This is a genomic window from Variovorax atrisoli 110B (genome assembly GCF_000382045.1).
In the GTDB taxonomy this organism is placed as follows: Bacteria; Pseudomonadota; Gammaproteobacteria; order Burkholderiales; family Burkholderiaceae_C; genus Variovorax; species Variovorax atrisoli.
In genome coordinates, this window is the sequence record NZ_KB907452.1 from 419,712 (window position 1) to 444,039 (window position 24,328).

Genomic DNA, 24,328 nt, shown 5'->3' on the forward strand with positions numbered 1-24,328 from the left:
CGGACGCGCGCGCATGGTATTGCGCGGCTCGAATAGAATGCAAATTGTCGCCGAGTTACGGAACAACTTGCAGGGCGACAAACACAAGCGCAGCAGTGCGATTGTGCCGGGCCGAGAAATCGGCATCTGCTAAAGCGTTCGCCAGAGCTCCGCAGAGTTGGCAACGCGCCAAGTCAAATCAAGGAGTTTTGAACAAATGGCGAACGACTTCCTCTTCACGTCCGAATCCGTCTCCGAAGGCCATCCTGACAAGGTCGCCGACCAGATCTCGGACGCCATCCTCGACGCGATCTTCGAGCAGGACCCCCGCAGCCGCGTGGCAGCCGAGACGCTGACCAACACCGGCCTCGTGGTGCTGGCGGGCGAAATCACCACCAACGCGCACGTCGACTACATCCAGGTCGCGCGCGACACCATCAAGCGCATCGGCTACGACAACACCGAGTACGGCATCGACTACAAGGGCTGCGCCGTGATGGTCTGCTACGACAAGCAGTCCAACGACATCGCCCAGGGCGTCGACCACGCCAGCGACGACCACCTGAACACCGGCGCCGGCGACCAGGGCCTGATGTTCGGCTACGCCTGCGACGAAACGCCCGAGCTGATGCCCGCGCCCATCTACTACGCGCACCGCCTCGTCGAGCGCCAGGCCCAGCTGCGCAAGGACGGCCGACTGCCCTTCCTGCGCCCCGACGCCAAGAGCCAGGTCACGATGCGCTACGTGGACGGCAAGCCCCACAGCATCGACACCGTGGTGCTCTCCACCCAGCACAGCCCCGACCAGAGCGAGACGCCCACCAAGATGAAGGCCTCGTTCAACGAAGCCATCATCGAGGAGATCATCAAGCCCGTGCTGCCCAAGGAGTGGCTCAAGGACACGCGCTACCTGATCAACCCGACCGGCCGCTTCGTCATCGGCGGCCCGCAGGGCGACTGCGGCCTCACCGGCCGCAAGATCATCGTCGACACCTACGGCGGCGCCTGCCCGCACGGCGGCGGCGCGTTCTCGGGCAAGGACCCGTCGAAAGTCGACCGCTCGGCCGCCTACGCCGCACGCTACGTCGCCAAGAACATCGTGGCCGCCGGCCTGGCGCGCCAGTGCCAGATCCAGGTGGCATACGCCATCGGCGTGGCACAGCCGATGAACATCACGGTCTACACCGAAGGCACCGGCGTCATTCCCGACGAGAAGATCGCGGAACTGGTGCGCGAGCACTTCGACCTGCGCCCGAAGGGCATCATCCAGATGCTCGACCTGCTGCGCCCGATCTACCAGAAGACCGCCGCCTACGGCCACTTCGGCCGCGAGGAGCCCGAGTTCACCTGGGAAGCGACCACCCAGGCTGCCGCGCTGCGCGCAGCCGCCGGCCTCAAGTAAGCAAGAGAAAAGGATGGTGGGGCGTCAGAAGCGGTAGGCACCGCTCAGTCCCACCGTCCAGTTGCGGCCAGGCGCAGGCTCGTAATAGCGCGCATTGCCTTCGTTGACGATCACCGAGCCCACGTAGCGCCGGTCGAACAGGTTGTCGACGCGCGCAAAGGCGTTGAACTCCCAGCGCTCCCACTTCTTCAGATAGCCCGCATACACCGCCGCGACGGCATAGCCCGGCGCGCTCGCGGTGTTGGCGTCGTTGGCCTGGATGCGGCCGAGCGCGCGCATCTCGATGCCGGCGCGCCAGCCTTCGGGCGGCACCCAGCCCAGCGACGCGAAGAGCGACTGCCGCGCGATGCCCGGAATGCGGTTGCCCGCCGCCACGGTGTTGGCCGCCGCGCAGGGAGATGGCGAGCAGAAGGCGTCGCGGTAGGTGGCATCCAGCCATGTGTAGGCGAGCTGCGTGCGCCAGTGGTTCGCGGTCTCGTGCTGCCAGCCAAGCTCGAAGCCATTGCGCCTGGTGCGTCCGGCGTTCTGGAAGGTCGCGCGGCCGCCGACGTTGGTGTCGGTCACGATCTCGTCGCGCGTGCGGGTCTGGAACAACGCGGCCGTGAGCAGGCCGCCCGCGAGCCGCGCCTTGGCGCCGATCTCGATGCTGTCGTTCACCGAGGGCCGCAGCGCGAAGTTGAGGCCGCTCGCACCGTTGGCCCGGTACGAAAGCTCGTTCAGCGTCGGCGTCTCGAAGCCGCGGCCGATCGAGCCGTAGAGCGCGAGGTCCTGCGTCGCCTGATAGCGCAGCGAGGCCACCGGCAGGGTCTTGCTGTAGCGCGCGCTGCCGCTGTCGTCGCGATTCGTGCCGACGATGTAGCGGTCCTGCGAATCGAAGTGCACGCTGCTGCGGCGCACGCCGGCTTCGAGCGTCCAGCGATCGGTGAGCCGCCAGGTGGCCTGCGCGTAGGGATCGAGGTTCCAGGCCTCGTTGAGCTCGTTGCGCCGCAGCCGACCTTGCACGCCGAGCAGCGGCGCCGACACCGGCCCCAGGTAGTTCTCGTAGCCCCGGCGCTTCTCGCGCAGGCTGTCGTAGCCCAGGCCGGCCACGATGTCGAAGGGCCGGCCGGCCAGCGTGAGCGCGGCGTTCCAGCGCAGGTCGATGCCGCCGTACTGGCGTGAGAGGTCGATCACGCCGCCCGCGTGCAAGGGGTTCTGCTGCGCCGACGGCGGGATCGACTGGAACTGCACGGTCTTGCGCTGTCCGCCGTAGACCATGAGCCGCAGGCCCTGCGTGGCGTCGATGCGATGTTCGTAGAGCAGGCCGGCCTGCGTCTGCTCGACCGTCTTGCGGGTGTCGTACTGCGTGGCCAGCGGCGCGTTGCGCGGCGCAAGTGCGTACTGGTCGGCGGTGAGGCCCAGCGGGTCCTGCGCGTCGATGCGCACGCTGTTGAACACCAGCGTGAGCCTGTCGCCGTTGTCCAGCGCGATGCCGAGCTTGCCGTTGGCGATGTCGCGCTTCGCGGCGCTGTGCTCGCGCCAGCCGTCGGTGTGGAAGCGGCTCGCGTCGAGCAGGTAGTCCACCGCGCCCTGGGAGCCGCTGAGCTGCAGCGACTGCCGCCAGGTGCCGAAGCTGCCGCCCGCGAGCGAATACGACAGGCGCGGCGGCCCCTCGCCCGAGGCGGTGAAGGCCTGCACCACGCCGCCGGAGGAGTTGCCGTAGAGCGCGGAGAACGGTCCGCGCAGCACCTCCACGCGGTCCAGCGAGCCGATGTCGATGTTGGAGGTCTGGCCCTGCCCGTCGGGCAGGGTCGCGGGAATGCCGTCGACATAGAGGCGCACGCCGCGCACGCCGAAGGTCGAGCGAGCACCGAAGCCGCGGATGGAAAGCTGCAGGTCCTGCGCGTAGTTCAGCCGGTTCTGCACCTGCAGCCCCGGTACCGCGCCGAGGCCTTCGGAGAGGTTCACCTGCAAACGGCTGTCGCGCATCTCGTTGCCGTCGACGCGGTCGACCGAGCCGGGCACGTTGAAGGGAGCCACCTCGCCGCGGGGCACGGTCACGGTGATCTCGCGAAGGCTCGCACCGGTGCTGCTGTCCGAGCCCAGGTCGGTCGGGGGCCGACCCTGCTGCGCCCGTGCGGCCGGCGGCGCAGCGATCAGGAGGAGAAAGCCGGCGGCGGTGAATGCGACGGGCGCGAGATTCTTCATCGCGCCGATTCTGCTTTGCCGCGCCGGCCGAGCGTGTCGCAGTGGCGCGACTCTCAGGGAAAACTAGGACTCGCCTGCCTTGTCTGACGGCCGCCTGCACCAGCCGTACCAGACGCACACCACGCACGGGACGCCCAGCGCTATCCAGGCCAGGATGTCGCCGAGGCCGCCGTCGCTGAAGAGCGCCGAGATCAGTCCGAAGGTCGTGAGCACGCCCAGCACGACGGGCCAGCCCCACATGTGCCAGAAGCCATGGTGATGCTGCTGCTTCATGCCTGGCCCTTCAATGCCGCGGCCGGCTCGGGTTGCGCGACGCCGACGGGCTCGGGCGGCTGTCGCTCCTCATGCTCCTTCGCCTTCCTCGAGGCCGAAGGCACCGTGTTGCCCCGCTTGAGCCAGAGATAGAGACCGCTGCCCAGCACGATGATGGTCGCGATGTCGAGCAGCGCCCAGATGATCTGCATCGGCATGCCGCCGTAGTCGCCGAAGTGCAGCGGCTGCGACACCAGCAGCGCCCACAGGTACCAGGGCAGCTTGGGCGAGGCGGTCACTTCCGCCGTCTTGGCGTCGACCAGCACGGGCTGCAGCAGCTTGGACGTGAAGGGCTCGTTGCCGCGCAGGAAGAAGGTCGTGTGGTGCGGGCTGGAGAACGAGGTGCCCGGGAAGGCGATGAACGACAGCTTCATGCCCGGCGCACGCTCCATCGCGGCCTCCATCGAACGCTGCACCGAGGCGCGCTCGTTCACCGCCACGACGGGCTCGTCCTTGTAGGGCGCGAGCAGCGCGCTGAGCTGGTCGTACTGCCAGTACTTGATGACCAGGTCGGCCCACGTGTTGATCATGCCGGTGGCGCCCACCACGAACACCCACACCAGCGTGACGATGCCCAGCAGGTTGTGCAGGTCGAGCCACTTCAGGCGCGGACGCTTCTCGCGCCGCACCGTGCCGAAGTCGAGCTTGCGCATGAAGGGCGAATAGAGCACCACGCCCGAGACGACGGCCACCAGCAGCAGCAGGCCCATGAAGCCGAGGAAGAGCTTGCCCGGCAGACCCGCGAAGAGGTCGACGTGCAGCTTGAACATCACGTACATGAAGCCTTCGTCGAACTTCGGCTGTGCGAGCACGGCACCCGTGCGCGCATCGACCGCGACCGACTTGAAGTCGTCCGTGGGCGCCGGCGTGGGCGTGAGGGTGACGAACCACAAGCCGTCGTCGTCCTCGGGCTGCGAGGCGAACTGCACCACGCGGTCGGGGTGCCTGGCCTTCGCGACTTCGAGCACGCGGTCGAGGCTGATGTGCGGCGTGCCCGCGGGCATCTTCGGCGCCTCGACCTCGGTGCCCAGCAGGTGGCCGATCTCGTGATGGAAGATCAGCGGCAGGCCGGTGAGGCACAGCAGCAGCATGAACACCGTGCACACGAGGCTGCTCCACTTGTGCACCCAGGCCCAGGTCTTGATCTTTCGGCTGTTCATGTCGTGGCTGCTCTATCGAGGGAAGGTTTCTAGAAGCGGTAGGTCGCGCTGGCGACGATGTTGCGGCGCGCGCCGTACCAGCAGTCGCCACGCGCGAGGCAGGTGCTGAAGTAGGTCTTGTCGGTCGCGTTGTTGATGTTCAGGGCGTAGCGCCACTTGGCCGACTCGTAGGCGAGCATCAGGTCGAGCAGTGCGACCGACGGCACGTAGGGCCCCGCGCCTGCGCCTTCCACGTCGCGGAAGCCGCTCATGTAGCGCACGCCGGCGCCGGCGGAGAAGCCGGGCACGCCCGCGATCGAGAAGCGGTACTTGCCCCACACCGAGACCTGGTTGCGCGGCGTGTCGATGAGCTTGTGGTCGACGTCGATGTAGGTGTAGTTGGCGATGAGGTCGAAGTCGCGCGCCAGGGTGGTCTTGAGCTCGAGTTCGACGCCCTTGTTCTTCGTTGCGTCGACCTGGCGGCCGTAGTTCGGGTTGGTGCTGTCGGAGACGATGCGGTTCTTCTCCTTGAGCGAGAAGGCCGAGGCGGTGAAGCTCGTCGGCGAGCCCTGCGGCTGGTACTTGACGCCGGCCTCGACCTGTTCGCCGCGCAGTGGCTTGAACAGCCTGCCGTTCAGATCGGTGCCGCCCTGCGGAGTGAAGGATTCCGTGTAGCTGAGATATGGCGACCAGCCGGAGGGCAGCATGTACATCGCGCCGAGGCGGCGCGACGTGGCGCTCGTGGTCTCCGAGGCACTGCCCGCCGTGCCGGCGGTGCTGCGGTCATGGCGCAGACCGGCCACGAATATCCAGTTGTTCCACTTCATCTGGTCCTGCACGTAGATGCCGGCGTTGCGCTGCGTGGTGCGGGGCTTGCGCATCAGTTCGGTGACCGGCACGTAGCCGATGCCGTAGACCGGCGCATAGGCGTCGATGGCACTGTAGGCGGAGCCTTCGGTCTTGTCCTGGCGCTGGCGGGAGTACTCCGCGCCCACGAGCAGCGTGTGGCGCACCGAGCCCGTATCGAAGTGGCCTTCGACGTGGTTGTCGATGCCGGTCATGCTGGTCCAGGCCAGCGACTTTCCGTTGTAACGGCCCAGCAGGCGCTGGCCCAGCGGATCCAGCGACCAGCCGCCGGGGTCGGAGAAGGAATCTGCGTAGTGGTAGTGCGAGTCGTTGAAGGTGCGCGACGCGCGGAAGTTCTGCCGGAAGGTCCAGCGGTCGTCGAACTTGTGCTCGAACAGCCAGCCGAAGGTCTTGCGCTCGGTGTCGTAGCCGTCGCCGGGCTCGCCGATGAAGCGGCTCGAAGGCAGCGGGCCGTTGATGTTCGGCAGGATCGTGCCCTTCCAGGGGAAGAACTGCGAGGTGCTGCCGGTCTTGTCCTTCTGCCACAGGGCCTGCAGCGTCAGCGACGTCGCGGCGCTGGGCCGCCAGGTGAGCGATGGCATGATGAGCGAGCGGTCGTCCGGCACGTAGTCGACCTGGGTATCTGACTTGCGGTGCAGCGCGATGAGCCGGTAGGACCAGTCGCCATCCGCCGTCAGCGCACCGGTCAGGTCGGCCTGCACCTGCTTGCGGCCGAAGGAGCCGAGCTGCACCCCCACTTCGCGGTAGGTCTCCTGCTGGGGCCGCTTGCTGACCATGTTGACCACGCCACCCGCATTGCCCGCTCCGAAGAGCATGCCCGCGGGCCCGCGCAGCACTTCCAGGCGCTCCAGGGTGTAGGGGTCGGGCCGTGCGGTCGAGGTGTACCAGCCGGAGGAATAGGTCTGCAGTCCGTCGAGGTAGATGGTCGCGTCGCTGCCGCGGACCAGGAAGCTGTCGGAGCGCGAATCGATGCCGTAGGCGTCCGAGCGCACGCCGGCGGCGTAGGTGAGCGCATCCTGCAGGTTGGTCGCGCCCTGGTCGACCATCTGGTCCCGGGTCACCACGGTGACGGACTGCGGCGTTTCCGCGAGCGGCGTGTCGGTCTTGGTGGCGGTGACGGCGTTCTTCGCGCGGTAGCCGATCACCGGCGTGGTCGCCGTCTCGGCCCCGGCATCGACCCGCACTTCAGGCAGCGAGGCCTCGTTAGTCGCCTGGGCCAGCGCCTGGTGTTGTGTATAGACAGCCAGGCATCCCGCCAGCACCGATGCGACCTTGCGCCGCGCCACCAACCTCTTCATTTCCGCTCTACTCCTCTATAAATTAATAAGAACGATTCGCATTTTAGGCGTGACATATTTCCGCTTCCCCGAATCACCGCCCTGAGCGAAGGGCGTTGCGTTGCGAAATTGCGTCTTCTGCGCGAAGGCGAAGCGGCTACCATGCCGCCCGCACGCTTCCCGTGCGTTGGCAGCCTTCATGCTCAAGCTCATCGCCCTTCTGTTTCCCGCATTTCGCGGTCCGGCTCTGCGGCTGATGGCGCTCGTGGTGGCCGCCGCGCTCACCGGCTGCGCCGGCCTGCCGCCGCGCACGCCAGAGGCGCCCACGCTGGCCATTCCGGCCTCGCCTTCCACCGAACTGGGCCGCGCGGCCCTCAGCCTCAACAACCCGCCCGACGGCCTGAACAGCATGCGGCCGCTGATCGAGGCCTCCTTCGCACTCGACGCGCGGCTGGAGCTGATGCGGCGCGCCAGGTCGTCGCTCGACATCCAGACCTACCAGCTCGGCAACGACAAGACCGGCCGCCTGCTGCTGCGCGAGATGCGCAACGCCGCCCGCCGCGGCGTACGCGTGCGGCTGCTGCTCGACGACTTCTACACGGCCGGCATGGACCGCCTGCTGCTCGGCCTGGCCGCCGAGCCCAACGCCGAGATCCGGCTCTTCAACCCCTTCGTGAACGCCCGCGACCACTCCTCCGGGCGCTGGTTGGAGTTCTTCTCCGACTTCCGCCGGCTCAACCACCGCATGCACAACAAGCTGTTCGTGGCCGACGGCGCCATGGCCATCGCGGGCGGACGCAACCTTGCCGACGAGTACTTCCTGCGCAGCGACAGCGCGAATTTCATCGATTTCGAGCTGCTCCTTGCGGGCCCCGTGGTGCCCGAATCGGCCGCCATCTTCGACACCTACTGGAACAGCGACGTGGTCTACCCCCTGCAGCGGGTGGCCGGCACCAGCCGCACACCGCGGGCGCTGAAGGAAGATTTCGAGGAAGCCACCTCCCCCGCCCACGCCCCGGCACCAGACCCGCTGCCCGTCTCAGACGTGCTCGGCGACCCGCCGCTGGGCGTGCAGCTCGCCGACATCGACGAAGCGAAGTGGATGCGCGCCGAAGCGCACGCCTCCGCCGACAGCCCCAACAAGGCGCTGGGCGTGATGGCCCAACCCGTCGAGCCGCTGGCGCAGCGCTTCCACGAGACGCTGGCCACGGCCCGTTCGAGCGTGGTGGTGATCTCGCCCTACTTCATTCCGGGCGACGAGGGCATGGAGCGCATCCGCATGGGCCGCGAGCTTGGCGTGAGCATCACCGTCATCACCAACTCGCTGGCCGACAGCGACGAGCCGCTGGTCAACATCAACTACAACCGCTACCGCGTCGACATGCTCAAGCTGGGCGTGAACCTGTACGAGGTGAGCACGCAGCAGCTCAAGCGCAGCGACCAGTTCCGCACGCTGCTCAAGAAAGCGCGCGGGCGGCTGCACGCCAAGCTGGCGCTGGTCGACAGGCAGTGGGTGCTGCTCGGCTCCATGAATCTCGACCCGCGCTCCGCCCGGCTGAACACCGAGTTCGGCGTGCGCGTGCGCAGCTTCGACCTGACGCAGGCGCTGCTCTATGCCTACCAGCTCGACGACATCGAGGGCGTCTACCGCGTCACGCTCAAGCCCGACGGCCAGAATGTGCAGTGGGTCGGCACCGGCGACGTCAACAACGAAGTGCTCGACAGCGAACCCGACTCGAGCATGCTGACGCGGCTGCAGCTGCTGCTGTTCTCCTGGTTCGTGCCGACCGACCAGCTCTAGACCCGCTGCGGATCGGCTGCGGATCAGCCGTCCTTGCGGCCCTGCCCCTGCGCCGCGGCGCCTTCGCCGTGCAGGCCGATGATCAGCGAGCGCAGCCAGGCGATCGCCGGGTCCTTGTGGAAGCGGCCGTGCCAGAACAGGTTGATCGCGATCTCCGGCAGCTTCGCCGGATGTCGCACGTAGGAGAGCCCGAAGGGCCCCGCCAGGGCCTGCGCGAGCTTCTCCGGCACCGTCGCGACGAGGTCGGAGTCGTGCAGGATGTGGCCCACGGCCACGTAGTGCGGCACGGTGAGCACCACCTTGCGCGTGATCTTCTTGCGGTCGAGGAACTCGTCGGCGTTGCCGTGGCCTGTGCCCGCCGACACCACCACGACGTGGTCGGCGGCGGAGAAGTCGTCGAGCGACACCTTCTTGCGGCCGTCCAGCGGATGACCCCGCCGGAACATGCACACGTAGTGCTGCCTGAAGAGCCTGCGCTGGAAGTAGCCCGCCTTCAGCTGCGGCAGCAGGCCTATCGCGAGGTTGACGTGGCCCGCCTCCATCTCGTCCTGCAGGTTGACCGCGGTGTTGCGCACGGTGCTCAGCGAGACATTGGGCGCGACCCTCGCGATCTCCTTCATCAGCCTGGGCAGGAAGTAGATCTCGCCGATGTCCGTCATGCCGACGGTGAAGGCGCGCTTCGAGGTGGCCGGATCGAACGAGGCCTTCCGGTTCATCGCGGCATGGATGACCTGCAGCGCGCGCGCCGTCGGCTCGGCGAGCTGCTGCGCATACGGCGTGGGCTCCATGCCGCCGGGCGTGCGCAGGAAGAGCGGATCGTCGGTGAGCTTGCGCAGCCGCGCGAGCGCATTGCTCACGCCCGGCTGCGAGAGGCCGAGGCTGGCCGCCACCTTCGAGACCCTGCGATCGACGAGCAGCTGCTGGAAGACGACCAGGAGGTTGAGATCGATGTCCTTCAGCTCCATCGTCGGCGTCTCACATTCTTGAAATCAATATGAACTATTGACAACATTCTATTGAGCGATGACGGCCGAGTGGGGATCATCGATGCACCCACGAGAGACAAACGCCGCCCTCCCCCGGGACGGCCAAGGAGACACAGGAATGGACGACACCGCATCGGCGGTCTTCCCGCAGAAGATCCACTGGGAAAGCCAGGGCACCAGCCGCATCCCCTTCATGGCCTACACCGAGGCCGACCTGCACCGCCAGGAGCTGGAGCGTTTCTTCTACCGAAACCACTGGAGCTACGTCGGCCTGGAGGCCGAGATTCCGGCGGTCGGCGACTTCAAGCGCACGGTGGTGGGCGAGCGCTCGGTGATCATGGTGCGCGATGCCGAAGACTCCATCAGCGTGGTGGAAAACGTCTGCGCCCATCGCGGCATGCAGTTCTGCCGCGAGCGGCACGGCAACCGCAAGGACGGCGGCTTCACCTGCCCCTATCACCAGTGGAACTACACGCTAGCGGGCGGCCTGCAGGGCGTGCCCTTCCGCCGCGGCGTGAAGCAGGACGGCAAGGTCAACGGCGGCATGCCGGCAGACTTCAAGCCCGCCGAGCACGGACTCAACAAGCTCAAGGTGGCGCGGCGCGGCGGCGTGGTCTTCGCCTCCTTCGACCCCGAGGTCGAATCGCTCGAGGACTTCATGGGGCCCGAGATCCTGGGCTACTTCGACCGGCTCTTCAACGGCCGCAAGCTCACCATCCTCGGCTACAACCGCCAGCGCATTCCGGGCAACTGGAAGCTCATGCAGGAAAACATCAAGGACCCGTACCACCCCGGCCTGCTGCACACCTGGTTCGTGACCTTCGGCCTCTGGCGCGCGGACAACAAGTCGGAACTGAAGATGGACCGGCACCACCGCCACGCGGCCATGATCTCAACGCGCGGCGCGAGCGGCAAGGCCGAGCAGGTGACGCAGGTTTCGAGCTTCAAGGAAAGCATGAAGCTCAACGACGACCGCTTCCTCGACATCGTGCCCGAGCCATGGTGGGGCGGCCCGACGGCGGTGATGATGACGCTCTTTCCGAGCGTGATCCTGCAGCAGCAGGTCAACAGCGTCTCGACGCGGCACATCCAGCCCAGCGGGCCCGGAGCCTTCGACTTCGTGTGGACGCACTTCGGCTTCGAGGACGACACCGAGGAGATGACGCGGCGCCGCCTGCGCCAGGCCAACCTCTTCGGCCCCGCGGGCTTCGTGTCGGCCGACGACGGCGAGGTGATCGAGCTCTCGCAGAAGGGCTTCGAGCAGAAGCCCTTCCACCGCACGCTGGCCGAGCTCGGCGGCCGCGAGGTCGGCGACACGGACCACATGGTCACCGAGACGCTGATCCGGGGCATGTACGAGTACTGGCGCAAGGTGATGGAGGCTTGAGCGATGGACTTCCAGGAATACTTCGAGCTCTCCCAGCTCTATGCCCGCTACGCCCAGGCCGTGAGTTCCAGCCAGTGGGAGCTGTGGCCCGAGTTCTTCACCGAAGACTGCAGCTATCGGCTGCAGCCGCGCGAGAACCACGACCGCGGCTTCCCGCTCGCGACGCTCTCCTTCGAGAGCAAGGGCATGCTGAAGGACCGTGTCTACGGCATCCGCGAGACCCTCTTCCACGACCCGTACTACCAGCGCCACGTGGTGGGCGCGCCGGTGGTGCTGAAGGCCGAGCCGGGGCGCATCGAGTCGGAGGCCAACTACGCGGTCTTCCGCACCAAGCTTTCGGAGCTCTCGAGCGTCTTCAGCGTGGGCCGCTACATCGACGTGGTGGTGCGCACCGAAGAGGGCCTGAAGTTCGCCTCGCGCCAGGTCATCTACGACAGCGAAATGATCCCGAACTCCGTCATCTACCCGATCTGAGGACTGCCATGAGTGATCTGCAATGGACCGATGCCGCCGCACTCGGCGACGTGCCCGCGGACGACGTGATCGGCGTCCTCGTGGCCGGCCGCGACGTCGCGCTCTACAGCGTCGAGGGCGAGGTCTACGCCACCGACAACCTCTGCACGCATGGCCACGCCCGCCTGTGCGAAGGCTTTCTCGAGGGCCACGAGATCGAGTGCCCGCTGCACCAGGGCAAGTTCGACGTGCGCAACGGCGCGCCCACCTGCGCGCCGGTGACGGAGGCGATCCGCTCCTATCCCGTGAAGATCGAGGGCGGGCGGGTCTTTCTCTCGCTGGACTGACCCCTGCTGGAGCAAGCGATGAGCGCGGATGAGAAGACGATCGCGATCGTCGGCGCCGGCCAGGCCGGCGGATGGGCGGCGCAGACGCTGCGCAGCGAAGGCTTCGGCGGCAGGATCGTGCTGATCGGCGACGAGGCGCATCGCCCCTACGAGCGCCCGCCGCTGTCGAAATCCGTGCTCGCCGGAGAAGCCCTGCCGGAAACGACCCGGCTCCAGAAGCCCGAAGCCTTCGATGCACTGGAGCTGGACTGGCGCCCGCTCGCGAGCGCGACGCGCATCGACCGGGCGGCGAAGCAGCTGCACCTGCGCGGCGGCGACGTCGTCGGATACGACAAGCTGATCCTGTGCACCGGCGGCCGCGCGCGGCGGCTGGGCATCCCCGGGGCAGAGCTGCCGGGCGTCTTCACGCTGCGCAACCTGGACGACGCCGCGGCCCTGGGCGCCGCACTCGTGCCGGGCAGGCGGCTGCTGATCGTTGGCGGAGGATGGATCGGGCTCGAAGTGGCCGCGACCGCCCGCAAAAAGGGGCTCGACGTCACCGTGGTGGAAGCGATGCAGCGGCTTTGCGAGCGCACAGTGCCGCCGGAAATTTCCGCCTACCTGCTGCGGCTTCACGCCTCGAACGGTGTTCGCGTCGAGCTGGGCATGGGCATCGAGCGCCTGGCGCAGACGCAAGGCGGCGCCGGGCTGATCGCCACGCTCGTCGACGGGCGCACGCTGGCCTGCGACGCGGTGCTGGCCGGCATCGGCCTCGTCCCCAACGACGAACTCGCGCGCGAGGCGGGCTTGCAGTGCGAGGGCGGTGTGGTGGTCGACTCGCAATGCCGCACTTCCGACCCCGACATCCTCGCCGCTGGGGACGTCGCCGTCTGGCACTGCGAACGCGCCGGGCGCCGGATGCGGCTGGAATCGTGGCAGAACGCGCAGGAGCAAGGCATCGCGGCCGCGCGCTCCGCGCTGGGCATCGCGGTGAATCACCAGCCGCTGCCGTGGTTCTGGTCGGACCAGTACGGCATCAACCTCCAGATATTCGGCATGCCCGCGCCGGAGCATCTGGCCGTGGTGCGCGGCGACATGCAGGGCGACAGCTTCGTCGTGTTCTTCCTGGACGCCGGCAAGGTCGTCGCGGCGCTGGGCCCGAACGCGGCGCGCGATCTGCGATTCGCCCGGCGGCTGATCGAGCGCGGGACGCCCGTGGATGCGGGCCAGCTGGCCGATCTGCAGGTGCCGCTATCCAAGCTTTGAGCAGCACGGACGGGAGCGCTCTCTGCACTCCTCCATTTTTACCCTGGTAAAAATGGAGGAGTCGTAGCGTCCCTGGTTCTCACGGACGGCGGCAAACCGCCTTCCGCCACTTTCCCTTCCTTGAAACGTCATCGATTGCCCTTATGATTAGCACTCGCTGCTGATGAGTGCTAACAACGGCCTCGCTTCCAGTCGATGGGCTGCCGGTCCCCGGTCCGGCACCCGACCACAAACCCGTTTCTTATCCATACATCCAGGAGATGCAATGAAACTTCGTCCTTTGGCCGATCGCGTGATCGTCAAGCGTGTTGACAGCGAAACCAAGACCGCATCGGGCATCGTGATCCCCGACGCAGCCGCCGAGAAGCCCGATCAGGGTGAAGTCCTGGCCGTGGGCCCGGGCAAGCGCAACGACAAGGGCGAACTGGCCGCTCTGACCGTGAAGGTCGGCGACCGCGTCCTGTTCGGCAAGTACAGCGGCCAGACCGTCAAGGTCGGCGGCGACGAGCTGCTCGTCATGAAGGAAGACGACCTGTTCGCGGTCGTCGAGAAGTAATTCAACAGATCCCCATTCGGAGTAATAGAACATGGCAGCAAAAGACGTAGTCTTCGGCGGCGAAGCCCGCGCACGCATGGTCGAGGGTGTGAACATCCTCGCCAACGCAGTCAAGGTGACCCTGGGCCCCAAGGGCCGCAACGTGGTGCTCGAGCGCTCGTTCGGCGCCCCCACCGTCACGAAGGACGGCGTGTCGGTCGCCAAGGAAATCGAACTGAAGGACAAGCTCCAGAACATGGGCGCCCAGCTCGTGAAGGAAGTGGCCTCCAAGACCAGCGACAACGCCGGTGACGGCACCACCACCGCGACCGTGCTGGCTCAAGCCATCGTTCGCGAAGGCTTCAAGTACGTGGCCGCCGGCATCAACCCGATGGACCTGAAGCGCGGCATCGACAAGGCAGTGGCTGCCCTGGTCGAAGAGCTGAAGAAGGCTTCCAAGCCCACCACCACGTCGAAGGAAATCGCCCAGGTCGGCTCGATCTCGGCCAACAGCGACGAAACCATCGGCAAGATCATCGCTGACGCGATGGACAAGGTCGGCAAGGAAGGCGTGATCACCGTGGAAGACGGCAAGTCGCTGGACAGCGAACTGGACGTCGTCGAAGGCATGCAGTTCGACCGCGGCTACCTGTCGCCCTACTTCATCAACAACCCCGAGAAGCAATCGGCGATCCTGGACAACCCGTTCGTCCTGCTGTTCGACAAGAAGATCAGCAACATCCGCGACCTGCTGCCCACGCTGGAGCAAGTTGCCAAGGCCGGCCGTCCGCTGCTGATCATCGCTGAAGAAGTCGAAGGCGAAGCCCTGGCTACGCTGGTGGTGAACACCATCCGCGGCATCCTGAAGGTCGTGGCCGTCAAGGCTCCTGGCTTCGGCGACCGCCGCAAGGCCATGCTGGAAGACATCGCCATCCTGACGGGCGGCAAGGTCATCGCCGAAGAAGTGGGCCTGACCCTCGAGAAGGTGACCCTGGCCGACCTGGGCCAGGCCAAGCGCATCGAAGTGGGCAAGGAAAACACGATCATCATCGACGGCTCGGGCGCTGCTCCGGACATCGAAGCCCGCGTGAAGCAGATCCGCGTGCAGATCGAGGAAGCCACCAGCGACTACGACCGTGAGAAGCTGCAAGAGCGCGTGGCCAAGCTGGCCGGCGGTGTTGCCGTGATCAAGGTCGGCGCTGCCACCGAAGTCGAAATGAAGGAAAAGAAGGCTCGCGTCGAAGACGCCCTGCACGCCACCCGCGCTGCAGTGGAAGAAGGCGTGGTTGCCGGCGGCGGCGTGGCTCTGCTGCGTGCCAAGCAAGCCGTGGGCGACAAGGTCAAGGGCGACAACGCCGACCAGGACGCCGGCATCAAGCTGGTGCTGAAGGCGATCGAAGCTCCCCTGCGCGAAATCGTGAACAACGCCGGCGGCGAAGCCTCGGTGGTGGTGAACGCGGTTCTGGCCGGCAAGGGCAACTACGGCTTCAATGCCGCCAACGACACGTACGGCGACATGCTCGAGCTGGGCATCCTGGACCCGACGAAGGTCACCCGCACCGCACTGCAGAACGCCGCTTCGGTGTCCTCGCTGCTGCTGACGACCGAAGCCATGGTGGCTGACGCTCCGAAGGACGACGCTCCTGCGGCCGGCGGCATGCCCGACATGGGCGGCATGGGTGGCATGGGCGGCATGGGCATGTAATTGCTCGCCCCCAGGCTGCGCGGCACTTCGTGTCCGCTACGCCTACCCCCTACCGGGGGCGACACCTGCGGACCGGCCAAGCCGGATCCGCGGTGTCCCGCGAAATGAAAAAAGCCCGTCTCCGACGGGCTTTTTTCATGGTCGTGGCAATCGTGCGGTTTACTGAAACTGGTCTCGCAGTGACTTGTACAGCGACTGGAAGCGCGCGTGCCTTGTCCTGCGGACATCGGCACTCTCGATCGAGGGCACCAACTGCTGCTTCACCGGCGGCAGCGTGCAAACCTCCGCCACCGAGCCGCCATCGGCCAGCCACGCCAGCCGCGCCGCTCCTAGCGCCCCGCCCGTCTCGCTGCCTGCATAGAGCGTTAGCGTCACGCCGAAGATGTCGGCCAGCAACTGCCCCCACCACACGCTGCGGGCGCCGCCGCCGACCAGCGCCATCTCGCGCATCGGCATGTCTTCCGGCAGCCGCAGGGTGTCGAAGCCGTCGCGCAGGCCGAAGCTCACGCCCTCGACCACGGCATAGGCGATCTCCGCCGGCCCGTGCGCATGCGTGAGCCCGAAGAGCACGCCCTGCGCGTTGGGGTTGTTGTGCGGTGAACGCTCGCCCGAGAGGTACGGCAGGAACAGCGGGCAGCGTTCGCGCTGCGCCGGCGGAACGCTTGCTGCGGCTTCGAGCAGCGCCGCCTCGTCGGCGAACCTGAAGGTCTTCGCGGCCCAGCTCACCGCGCTGGCGGCCGAGAGCATCACCGACATCTGGTGCCAGCGCTTCGGCAGCGCATGGCAGAAGGCATGCATCGCCTGCGCGGGGTTCGGCAGGAAGCGGTCGGTCGACACGAACACCACGCCCGAGGTGCCGAGCGAGACGAAGCCCTGCCCCGGCTCGACCAGCCCCATGCCGACCGCGCTCGCCGCGTTGTCGCCGGCACCGCCGGCGATCTTCACGCCGTCGCGCAGGCCCCATCTCGCAGCCAGCTCGGGCTTGAGCTGTGCCGATACCTCGCTGCCCTCCACCAGCCTCGGCATGTGCGCACGCGTCAGTCCGGTGGCAGCGAGCAGCTCGTCAGACCAGTCGCGCGCGCCCACGTCGAGCCACAGCGTGCCCGCGGCGTCCGACATCTCGCTGACGGCCTCGCCGCTGAGCATGAAGCGCAGCCAGTCCTTCGGCAGCAGCACGCGCGCGACGCGGCCGAAGACCTCGGGCTCGTGCTCGCGCACCCACAGCAGCTTGGGCGCGGTGAAGCCCGGCATCGCGAGGTTGCCCGCGATTTCGCCGAGCCTGGGCACGGCACGCGCGAGCGCCTCGCACTGGGCGCCGCTGCGGCCGTCGTTCCACAGGATCGCGGGGCGCAGCACTTCGCCTGCTTGGTCGATCAGTGTGGCGCCGTGCATCTGGCCCGACAGGCCGATGGCGCGGACCGCCGCGAGTTCTTCGGGATGCGACTTGCCCAGCGCACGCATCACTTCTTCGAGCGCCTGCCACCACTGCTGCGGCGCCTGCTCCGACCACAGCGGCTGCGGCCGTTCGACGGTGAGCGGTGCACGGGCCACGCCCACGATGCGGTGGTCGTCGGCGAGCAAGAGCGCCTTGAGCTCGGACGTGCCGAGGTCGAGTCCCAGATACAAGATGAACCCCTTGTTTGTTCAGATTGCCGTGCTTTCGCGCGGCGGACTTACGAAGAACCCGCTTTCCCTTCAAGGAACACCGAGGAACCGGCTTTGCCGGGCCTGCGGTGTTGCCCCCGGAGAGGGGGTTGGCGAAGTGACACGAAGTGCGCGCAGCCTGGAGGAGAAGCTCATACCCCGAAGCGTGTGTCGGCCTGCTTGCGGAACTCGCTCGGCGTCATGCCCTTGATCTCGAGAAAGCGGCGGTTGAAGTTCGCCACGTTGTTGAAGCCCACCTGGTAGCAGATGTCGGTCACGTAGTGGTCGGTCTGCATCAGCAGGTGGCAGGCGCTGTTGATGCGCACGCGGTTGACGAAGTCGGTGAAGCTGTTGCCGGTGGAGCGCCTGAAGAAGCGGCTGAAGCGGCTCTCGCTCATGCCCAGCTCAGCCGCCACGTCCGACATCGAGATCGGCTCGGCCATGTTGTTGGTGATGCGGTTGACGATGCCGTTGATCTGGTCGACCTGCGCATCGCCGTCGGCGCCCTGCGCTCCCTGCATCTGCACGCTCGACAGCAGCCGGTAGTCGGTGCATTGCGCCAGGTCGGCCATGAAGTCGAGGAACAGGCCCAGGCGGCGCACGCCGCGCGCGGCCTTGATTCGGTCCCAGTGCGACTGCGCCTGCTGCGACATGCCGAAGAACTCGATGCCGTGGCGCGCCCGCTCCAGCAGCTGCATCACCTCGCGCAGCTCGGGAATCTGCTGCGCCGCATGCTCGATGGGCTCGTGGCGGAACTGGATCACGCGGTCGCGCCCGGCCGCACCGCCCTCGGGCACGTCGAGCGAGATCCAGTTGTGCGGCAGCCGCGGCCCGCACAGCACCAGGTGCCCCGGCTGGAAGGGCCCGATCCAGTCGCCGATGAAGGCCTTGCCCGATGTCTCGGTGATCAGGTGAAGCTCGTAGTCCTCATGGAAGTGCCATCGCACCAGCGGGCTCGGGAAGCCGTGCGCGAGGCAGCGCACCAGGCCGGTTTCTTCGGGGGCTTCGTAGCCCAGCGAGGGCGACCGCGCGAAGTCGCGCTCCAGTTCGGGCTGGCGCTGGCGGGGAATCGAGCGCTTGCGGGTGGACGTCGTCATGATGGCAGCACGGCTCAAGGCCGGGAAGCAGCAGCAACAGCGGTATTTTGTGCCTTCGCCAGCGCGGCGTGAACCGCCTCCAGCGTCGGTGGATCGGCACCCTCGCGGGTGCAGTTGAGGGCGGCGGCGGTGGCGGCGAAGCCCATCACGGCCTTCCAGTCTTCGTCGGCCAGCCCGTCGATCTGACCGGGCTGCTCGATGCCGTGCGAGAGCAGCGCCACCGACAGACCAGCCGTGAAGGTGTCGCCCGCGCCGATGGTGTCGACCACGGTGACGCGCGGCGCCGCCACGCTCAGCGGCGCACGGCCCGTGCGCCAGAGCGTCGCGCCGTCGCCGCCACGCGTGACGATCACGGCGCGCGCGCCGGCCTTCAGGCACTCGGCGGCCAGCGCATCGACGGGCTGCCCGGGCGCGAGCAGCGCGGCGTCCTCGTCGCTGAGCTTGACCAGGTCGGCCATGCCGAACCAGCCGTGCACGCGCTCGCGATAGGCCGCCATGTCGGAGATCAGGCTGGGCCGCACGTTCGGGTCGAACACGATCACGCGCTGCCCGCGGTTGGCCGCGATCAGGTCGGCGATGCGCGCGGCGGCCGGGTCCTGCAGCAGCGAGATCGAGCCGAAGTGCAGGAAGCGGCATTCAGCCGGCAGCTGCGGCAGCGGCTCGGGCGCCCAGGTGGCGTCGGCGCTGCCTTGCGTATAGAAGGCGTAGCGGTTGGTCTGCGGGGTGCGCTCGACGAAGGCCAGCGTCGAAGGCGCGTTGCTGCGCAGGATGAAGCTGGTGTCCACGCCGTTGCGCTGCAGGAAGCCCATCAGCCGCTCGCCGAACAGGTCGGTGGACAGCTGCGTGAGAAAGCCCGTCGGCTGACCGAGCCGCGCGCAGGCCACGGCCGTGTTGAGCGGCGAGCCGCCCTCGTGCCCCAGGAACGCCAGGTTGCCAGCCTCGCTGGCGGTGAAATCAATGAGGGCTTCGCCCGTGAGTGCTATGCGCATGATGGCTGGATTCTGGATCAGGGCAGGTCGCGCGCGTCGGCCAGGAAGCCGCTTTCAGCGGCCAGCGTGGCGGGATGATCGAGCAGCTCGGAAAACAGGCGCGGCGGGATGGTGATCGCGCCCACGCCGATCTTCAGCAGCGAAAGGTAGGCCTCGCGCGAGCGGATGCTGGCCACCAGCAGCCGCGTGCCCGACGCGGGCCGCTGCGCCACCAGCGCCTGCATCTGCGCGATCAGCCCCAGCCCGTCGGCGCCGGAGTCTTCCAGCCGGCCCAGGTACGGTGCGGCATAGGCTGCACCCAGCTGCGCCGCGAAGTGCGCCTGCTCGGGCGCGTACACCGCCGTCCAGGTGACCGGCACGCCCTGCGCGATGAGCCGCGCGCCGGCCGCCAGGCCCTGGCGCGTGGCCGGGATCTTCACCACCAGCTGGCCGGGCGCGAAGTGCGCGAGCAGCGCCTGCGCGTCCTCCAGCATGCCGTCGGCGTCCTGCGAATACACCTGCGCCTGCACCTGCCTGGCGCCCAGCTCGATGCAGCGGCGCAGCAGGCCGGGCACGCCGGCGCGGCCGATGCCGGCACGCCTGAGCAGCGTCGGGTTGGTCGTCACGCCGTGCACCACGGGGTGCGGCAGGCAGGCCTGCAGCTCGGCCATGTCGGCGCTGTCGAGGTACAGGTGGAAGTCTTGGTTCATCGGGTCTCAGCTCATGACGTTGCCGCCGTCGACGTTGAGGGTCTGCGCCGTGATGTAGCGCGCCTCGTCGCTGGCGAGGAACACCGCCGCCCCCGCGATGTCGTCCGGCACGCCCATGCGTCCGAGCGGCACCGCCAGGCCGACCTGCCGCTTCTTCTCTCCAAGCGGCAGTCCTTCGGCCCTGGCGAACAGGCTGTCGACATGGTCCCACATCGGTGTGTCGACCACACCGGGGGCGATGCCGTTGACGCGGATGCCGTGCGGCGCCATGGCCAGCGCGGCGCTCTGGGTGTAGCTGATGACGGCCGCCTTGGTCGCGCAGTAGTGCGACACCAGCGCCTCGCCGCGCCGCCCGGCCTGCGAGGCCATGTTGATGACCGACGCGCCCTGCGTGCCGGCCTCCACCATGTGGCGCAGCACCGCCTGCATCACGAAGAACATGCCCTTCACGTTGACGGCGAAGAGACGGTCGAACGAGGCCTCGTCGCTGTCGAGCAGGGGCGCGAGATCGAACACCGCCGCGTTGTTGAAGAGCGTGTGGATCGGCCCGAAGGCGACCTGCGCCTCGGCCAGCATGTGGGCGATGGCCTGCGTGTCGGTCACGTCGGCCGCGATGTAGGCGAGGCCGTCGGGGTGGCGCTGCTGCAGTGTGCGCACGGCCTCGGGAGCGGCGGGCGCGCGGTCGATCACCGTGCAGCGCGCGCCCTCGCCGATGCAGGCCGCGGCCACGGCCAGCCCGATGCCGCCGCCCGCGCCGGTCAGCAGCACGTGCCTGCCCTGCAGCCGGCCGCTCATGGCCTGTGCCCCGAAGCGGCCTGCACGAAGCGCGCGACGCGTTCGTTCGCGCGACGCACGGCGTCGATCAGGCGGTGGTCGCCCGCGATGTCGCCCCACAGCCCCACGTCGGAACACAGTGCGACCACAGGGTCTGCAGCGTCGCAGATCGCGTGCGCCACGGCCTCGTCCATGCCCTGGTCCTGGTAGGCGTAGGGCAGCGCGCCCTTGTGCCAGCGCTGCAGGAAGGCCAGGAACAGCGCGGGCAGCATCGCCACGCTCTCGATGGGCTGGCCGGCCGCGAGGCGCTCGCGCACCGTCGGCGCGATGAAGCCAGGGATCTTCGAGAAGCCGTCCGCCGCCACGCGCTGGTTGGTGTCGCGGATGGCGGGGTTGCCGAAGCGGTCGAGCACCACGTCGCGATACGCCGCGAGGTCGATGGGGCTGGGAGTCAGGCAGGGAATGACGTCGTCGGTGACGTAGTCGTAGGCCATCTTGCGGATGGCCGCGTCGTGCGTGCCCTCGTGGATGAAGCCGAGCCCTACCAGCGTGCCCGCCCAGGCCACGCAGCTGTGCGTGGCGTTGAGGATGCGGATCTTGGCCTCTTCATAAGGCTGCACCGACTCGACCAGCTGCACGCCCACGCGGCCCCAGTCGGGCCGGCCGGCCGCGAAGTCGTCCTCGATCACCCACTGGATGAAGCTCTCGCCGGTGATGGCGGCCGCGTCGTCGCGACCCGTGGCAGCCTTCACGCGGGCGCGCAGCTCGGGCGGCGGGCGCGGCGTGATGCGGTCGACCATCGCGTTCGGGCAGCGCGTGTTCGCCTTCACCCAGGCGAGCAGATCGGCATCGCCCGCCAGTTCGATGAATTCCAGCAGGCCGGCGCGGAAGCGGTCGCCGTTGTGGCGCAGGTTGTCGCAGTTCAGCAGCGTCAGCGGGCCGGCGTTCGTGGTCTTGCGCGCACGCAGGATGGCGCAGACGGCGCCGTAGATCGTCACGCCCTTGCCTTCGGTCTCGCCGCTTTCGCCGCGGCGCGCGCGCTCCACGTCGGCCGCGAGGTCGGGGAACGACAGGTCGAGCCTGCCCTTGTCGTCGAGGTAGTAGCCCGCCTCGGTCACGGTGAAGGACACGATGCGCGTCGAGGGCGCCGCGCCGCGCGCGATCACCTTGGCCAGCGAGGGCTCCCAGGGCAGCACCTCGCGAATCGCGGAGATCTCCTCGTAGCGGTACTCGCCCGCGGGGGAGACGGTTTCGAGCGTGTAGCGCCCGCCCTGCGCCTCGAGCGCTGCGACGACCTCGGCCATGTCCGGCCGGATGTTGGCGCCGGAGATCGACCAGCGGGTGTCGCCCGCGTCGATCAGCCGCTGCAGGTATACGGCCTGGTGGGCGCGGTGGAACGAGCCCAGGCCGAGATGGAGCACCGTGAACTCGGAAGGAGCCGGTGGAGTTTGCGCAATGGTCACGAGAAGGTCCGTTGAAAAGACGGTGGACGGAAAGTCGAGGTCACGCGAAGACCGAACGGCCCTCGCGGTTGAAGAGATGGAGCACCGACGGATCGAGCTCCACCGCCACGTCGTCGCCGGCCTGCAGCGGCGTGCGGTCGTTCTGACGCGCGATCAGCGGCACCCCACCCACGTCGACGTGGATCAGCGTGTCGGCGCCCAGTGCCTCCACCAGCTCGACGCGGCCGAGCACGTCCGACACCGGCGCGCCCTGCTTCGGATGCACGCGCAGCCCCTCGGGGCGCACGCCCAGGAAGCCGTCGGCGGGCAGCCTGCCTCCGGTGGCGGCGGAGAAGGTGGGAATCGCGTTCGCCGCCACCATGTTCATCGACGGCATGCCGATGAACTGCGCGACGAACTGGTTGGCCGGGCGGTCGTACAGCTCCAGCGGCGAGCCGACCTGCTCGATCAGCCCGTCCCTCAGCACCACCACGCGGTCGGCCAGCGTCATGGCCTCGACCTGGTCGTGCGTCACGTAGATGGTGGTCGCGCCGAGCGCGCGGTGCAGCTTGTGGATCTCCACGCGCGTGTTGCCGCGCAGCGCGGCGTCGAGGTTCGACAGCGGCTCGTCGAACAGGAACACCTTCGGCGCACGCACGATGGCGCGGCCGATGGCCACGCGCTGGCGCTGGCCGCCCGAGAGGTCCTTGGGCGTGCGGTCGAGGTACTGCGTGAGGTTCAGCGTCTTCGCCGCGTACTCGACCTTGGTCTTGATCTCGCTCTTGGAGACGCCCGCCAGCTTGAGCGCGAAGGACATGTTGTCGTACACGCTCATGTGCGGGTAGAGCGCATAGCTCTGGAACACCATCGCGAGATCGCGCTTGCCCGATGGCGCCCAGGTGATGTCCTTGCCGTCCAGCAGCAGGTTGCCGCTGGTGATCGGCTCCAGCCCCGCGATCAGCCGCAGCAGCGTCGACTTGCCGCAGCCCGAGGGCCCGACGAAGACGATGAACTCGCCCTTCTGGATCTGCAGGTCGACGCCCTTGATGATGTTGACTTCACCAAAGCTCTTCTTGATGTTCTTGAGTTCGAGGTAGGCCATTCACGACTCCTTGATGTTTTGTGGGCGGGCAAACGAGGCGCCCACAGCGCTCGAGAGCGCGCAGCGCAATCCGGGGGTTGGCGAAGCGACACGAAGTGCGCAAAGACTGGGGGTGGTGTTCATTTCACGGCACCGAAGGTCAGGCCTTGAACGAGCTGCTTCTGGCTGAACCAGCCGAACACCACGATGGGCGCAATCGCCATCAGCGAAGCGGCGGACAGCTTGGCCCAGAACAGCCCCTCTGGGCTGGAGTACGAAGCGATGAGCGTGGCCAGCGTGCCCGCCTTGGCGGAGCTGAGGTTGAGCGCCCAGAAGGCCTCGTTCCAGCTCAGCACCAGGCACAGCAGGCCGGTGGATGCGAGGCCGCCCACCGACAGCGGCATCACGACGTGCCGGAACTCGGTCCAGAGGCTGGCGCCGTCCATGCGCGCGGCTTCGAGGATCTCGGGCGGGATGTCCTTGAAGGCGCTGTAGAGCATCCACACCATGATCGGCAGGTTCGACAGCGTGAACACGATGGTCAGCGCGGTGAGCGAATCCAGCAGGCCCGCGGTCTGCGCGATCACGTAGATCGGCACCAGCGCACCGACCGCCGGCATCATCTTGGTGGAGAGCATCCACATCAGGATGTCGCGCGTCTTCTTCGTGCGGAAGAAGGCCATCGAGTACGCGGCAGGCGCCGCGATCAGCAGGCCCAGGATGGTCGAGCCCAGGCTGGTGATGAGCGAGTTGCGCGCGTACAGCAAGTAGTCGCTGCGGCGCTGCACCTCGCCGAAGTTGTCGAGCGTGGGCTCGAAGATGAAGAGCGGCGGCACATGGATCGCCTGCAGCTCCGTCTTGAAGGCCGTGAGGAACAGCCAGCCGAGCGGAAAGAACAGCAGCAGCGCGACGGCCCACGCGCCGACGGTGCGCAGCAGCTGCGGCAGGAAGTTGCTGGGTTGCATGATCTGGCTACTCCACTGCTGGTTG

General features: G+C 67.7%; 21 protein-coding genes. 8 read left to right on the forward strand and 13 right to left on the reverse strand.

Going from position 1 to position 24,328, the window contains the following annotated elements; translation table 11 throughout:
- Positions 1-196: 196 nt before the first annotated feature.
- Positions 197-1,381, forward strand: a complete 1,185-nt coding sequence (gene metK / locus G369_RS0113040) for a methionine adenosyltransferase (protein WP_019654448.1) — start codon at positions 197-199, stop codon at positions 1,379-1,381.
- Positions 1,382-1,405: 24 nt separating this feature from the next.
- On the opposite strand, the gene G369_RS0113045 is transcribed toward metK, so the two are convergent.
- From G369_RS0113045 to G369_RS0113060, 4 genes are all read right to left on the reverse strand, one after another.
- Positions 1,406-3,568: a TonB-dependent receptor domain-containing protein gene (locus tag G369_RS0113045; protein WP_019654449.1), complete on the reverse strand. Its 2,163-nt coding sequence runs from the start codon at positions 3,566-3,568 to the stop codon at positions 1,406-1,408.
- A 63-nt stretch (positions 3,569-3,631) separates the two neighbouring features.
- On the reverse strand, positions 3,632-3,841 hold the full coding sequence (locus G369_RS0113050; RefSeq protein WP_019654450.1) for a hypothetical protein: 210 nt from the start codon (positions 3,839-3,841) through the stop codon (positions 3,632-3,634).
- Complete coding sequence (locus G369_RS0113055) at positions 3,838-5,040, reverse strand: PepSY-associated TM helix domain-containing protein (RefSeq protein ID WP_019654451.1); 1,203 nt, start codon at positions 5,038-5,040, stop codon at positions 3,838-3,840. The genes G369_RS0113050 and G369_RS0113055 overlap by 4 nt, the downstream gene beginning before the upstream one ends.
- Positions 5,041-5,069: 29 nt before the next feature.
- Positions 5,070-7,184, reverse strand: coding sequence for a TonB-dependent siderophore receptor (locus tag G369_RS0113060; protein ID WP_019654452.1), 2,115 nt, complete (start codon positions 7,182-7,184; stop codon positions 5,070-5,072).
- A gap of 178 nt (positions 7,185-7,362) precedes the next feature.
- Between G369_RS0113060 and G369_RS0113065 the strand changes: the two genes are divergently transcribed.
- A complete protein-coding gene (locus G369_RS0113065; protein ID WP_038114673.1) occupies positions 7,363-8,964 on the forward strand; it encodes a phospholipase D family protein in 1,602 nt (533 codons plus the stop codon).
- Between the two features lie 23 nt (positions 8,965-8,987).
- Here the strand turns inward: G369_RS0113065 and G369_RS0113070 are convergent, their stop codons facing one another.
- A complete protein-coding gene (locus tag G369_RS0113070; protein WP_019654454.1) occupies positions 8,988-9,929 on the reverse strand; it encodes a LysR family transcriptional regulator in 942 nt (313 codons plus the stop codon).
- A gap of 139 nt (positions 9,930-10,068) precedes the next feature.
- Here G369_RS0113070 and G369_RS0113075 point away from each other — a divergent pair, with 139 nt between their 5' ends.
- From G369_RS0113075 to groL, 6 genes are all read left to right on the forward strand, one after another.
- Positions 10,069-11,337, forward strand: a complete 1,269-nt coding sequence (locus tag G369_RS0113075) for an aromatic ring-hydroxylating dioxygenase subunit alpha (protein ID WP_019654455.1) — start codon at positions 10,069-10,071, stop codon at positions 11,335-11,337.
- Between the two features lie 3 nt (positions 11,338-11,340).
- On the forward strand, positions 11,341-11,811 hold the full coding sequence (locus G369_RS0113080) for an aromatic-ring-hydroxylating dioxygenase subunit beta (RefSeq protein ID WP_019654456.1): 471 nt from the start codon (positions 11,341-11,343) through the stop codon (positions 11,809-11,811).
- A gap of 8 nt (positions 11,812-11,819) precedes the next feature.
- Entirely contained in the window at positions 11,820-12,137 is a 318-nt protein-coding gene (locus G369_RS0113085) for a non-heme iron oxygenase ferredoxin subunit (protein ID WP_019654457.1), read from the forward strand.
- A gap of 18 nt (positions 12,138-12,155) precedes the next feature.
- Entirely contained in the window at positions 12,156-13,382 is a 1,227-nt protein-coding gene (locus G369_RS0113090; protein ID WP_019654458.1) for an NAD(P)/FAD-dependent oxidoreductase, read from the forward strand.
- A gap of 265 nt (positions 13,383-13,647) precedes the next feature.
- Positions 13,648-13,938 carry a co-chaperone GroES gene (locus G369_RS0113095; RefSeq protein ID WP_007835162.1) on the forward strand — a complete coding sequence of 97 codons (291 nt, stop codon included), beginning with the start codon at positions 13,648-13,650 and terminating at the stop codon, positions 13,936-13,938.
- A gap of 31 nt (positions 13,939-13,969) precedes the next feature.
- Complete coding sequence (gene groL / locus G369_RS0113100; protein ID WP_019654459.1) at positions 13,970-15,622, forward strand: chaperonin GroEL; 1,653 nt, start codon at positions 13,970-13,972, stop codon at positions 15,620-15,622.
- 159 nt (positions 15,623-15,781) lie between these two features.
- On the opposite strand, the gene xylB is transcribed toward groL, so the two are convergent.
- The 8 genes from xylB to G369_RS0113140 all read right to left on the reverse strand — a co-directional run bounded on the left by xylB (position 15,782) and on the right by G369_RS0113140 (position 24,303).
- Positions 15,782-17,248, reverse strand: a complete 1,467-nt coding sequence (gene xylB / locus G369_RS0113105; protein ID WP_019654460.1) for a xylulokinase — start codon at positions 17,246-17,248, stop codon at positions 15,782-15,784.
- A 170-nt stretch (positions 17,249-17,418) separates the two neighbouring features.
- Positions 17,419-18,363, reverse strand: coding sequence for an AraC family transcriptional regulator (locus G369_RS0113110; RefSeq protein ID WP_019654461.1), 945 nt, complete (start codon positions 18,361-18,363; stop codon positions 17,419-17,421).
- Between the two features lie 14 nt (positions 18,364-18,377).
- The gene (locus G369_RS0113115) at positions 18,378-19,352 is read right to left on the reverse strand and encodes a carbohydrate kinase family protein (protein ID WP_019654462.1); all 975 of its coding nucleotides are present in this window, start codon (positions 19,350-19,352) and stop codon (positions 18,378-18,380) included.
- Positions 19,353-19,369: 17 nt separating this feature from the next.
- The gene (locus tag G369_RS0113120; protein ID WP_019654463.1) at positions 19,370-20,041 is read right to left on the reverse strand and encodes a transaldolase family protein; all 672 of its coding nucleotides are present in this window, start codon (positions 20,039-20,041) and stop codon (positions 19,370-19,372) included.
- 6 nt (positions 20,042-20,047) lie between these two features.
- Positions 20,048-20,836, reverse strand: a complete 789-nt coding sequence (locus G369_RS0113125) for an L-iditol 2-dehydrogenase (RefSeq protein ID WP_019654464.1) — start codon at positions 20,834-20,836, stop codon at positions 20,048-20,050.
- Positions 20,833-22,236: a D-arabinitol 4-dehydrogenase gene (dalD, locus tag G369_RS0113130; protein ID WP_019654465.1), complete on the reverse strand. Its 1,404-nt coding sequence runs from the start codon at positions 22,234-22,236 to the stop codon at positions 20,833-20,835. Before dalD ends, G369_RS0113125 begins: the two co-directional genes overlap by 4 nt.
- 82 nt (positions 22,237-22,318) lie before the next feature.
- Positions 22,319-23,359 (reverse strand): ABC transporter ATP-binding protein, encoded by a 1,041-nt coding sequence (locus G369_RS0113135; RefSeq protein ID WP_019654466.1) that lies wholly within the window; start codon positions 23,357-23,359, stop codon positions 22,319-22,321.
- A 119-nt stretch (positions 23,360-23,478) separates the two neighbouring features.
- Positions 23,479-24,303 (reverse strand): carbohydrate ABC transporter permease, encoded by an 825-nt coding sequence (locus tag G369_RS0113140; RefSeq protein ID WP_019654467.1) that lies wholly within the window; start codon positions 24,301-24,303, stop codon positions 23,479-23,481.
- Positions 24,304-24,328: the final 25 nt, after the last annotated feature.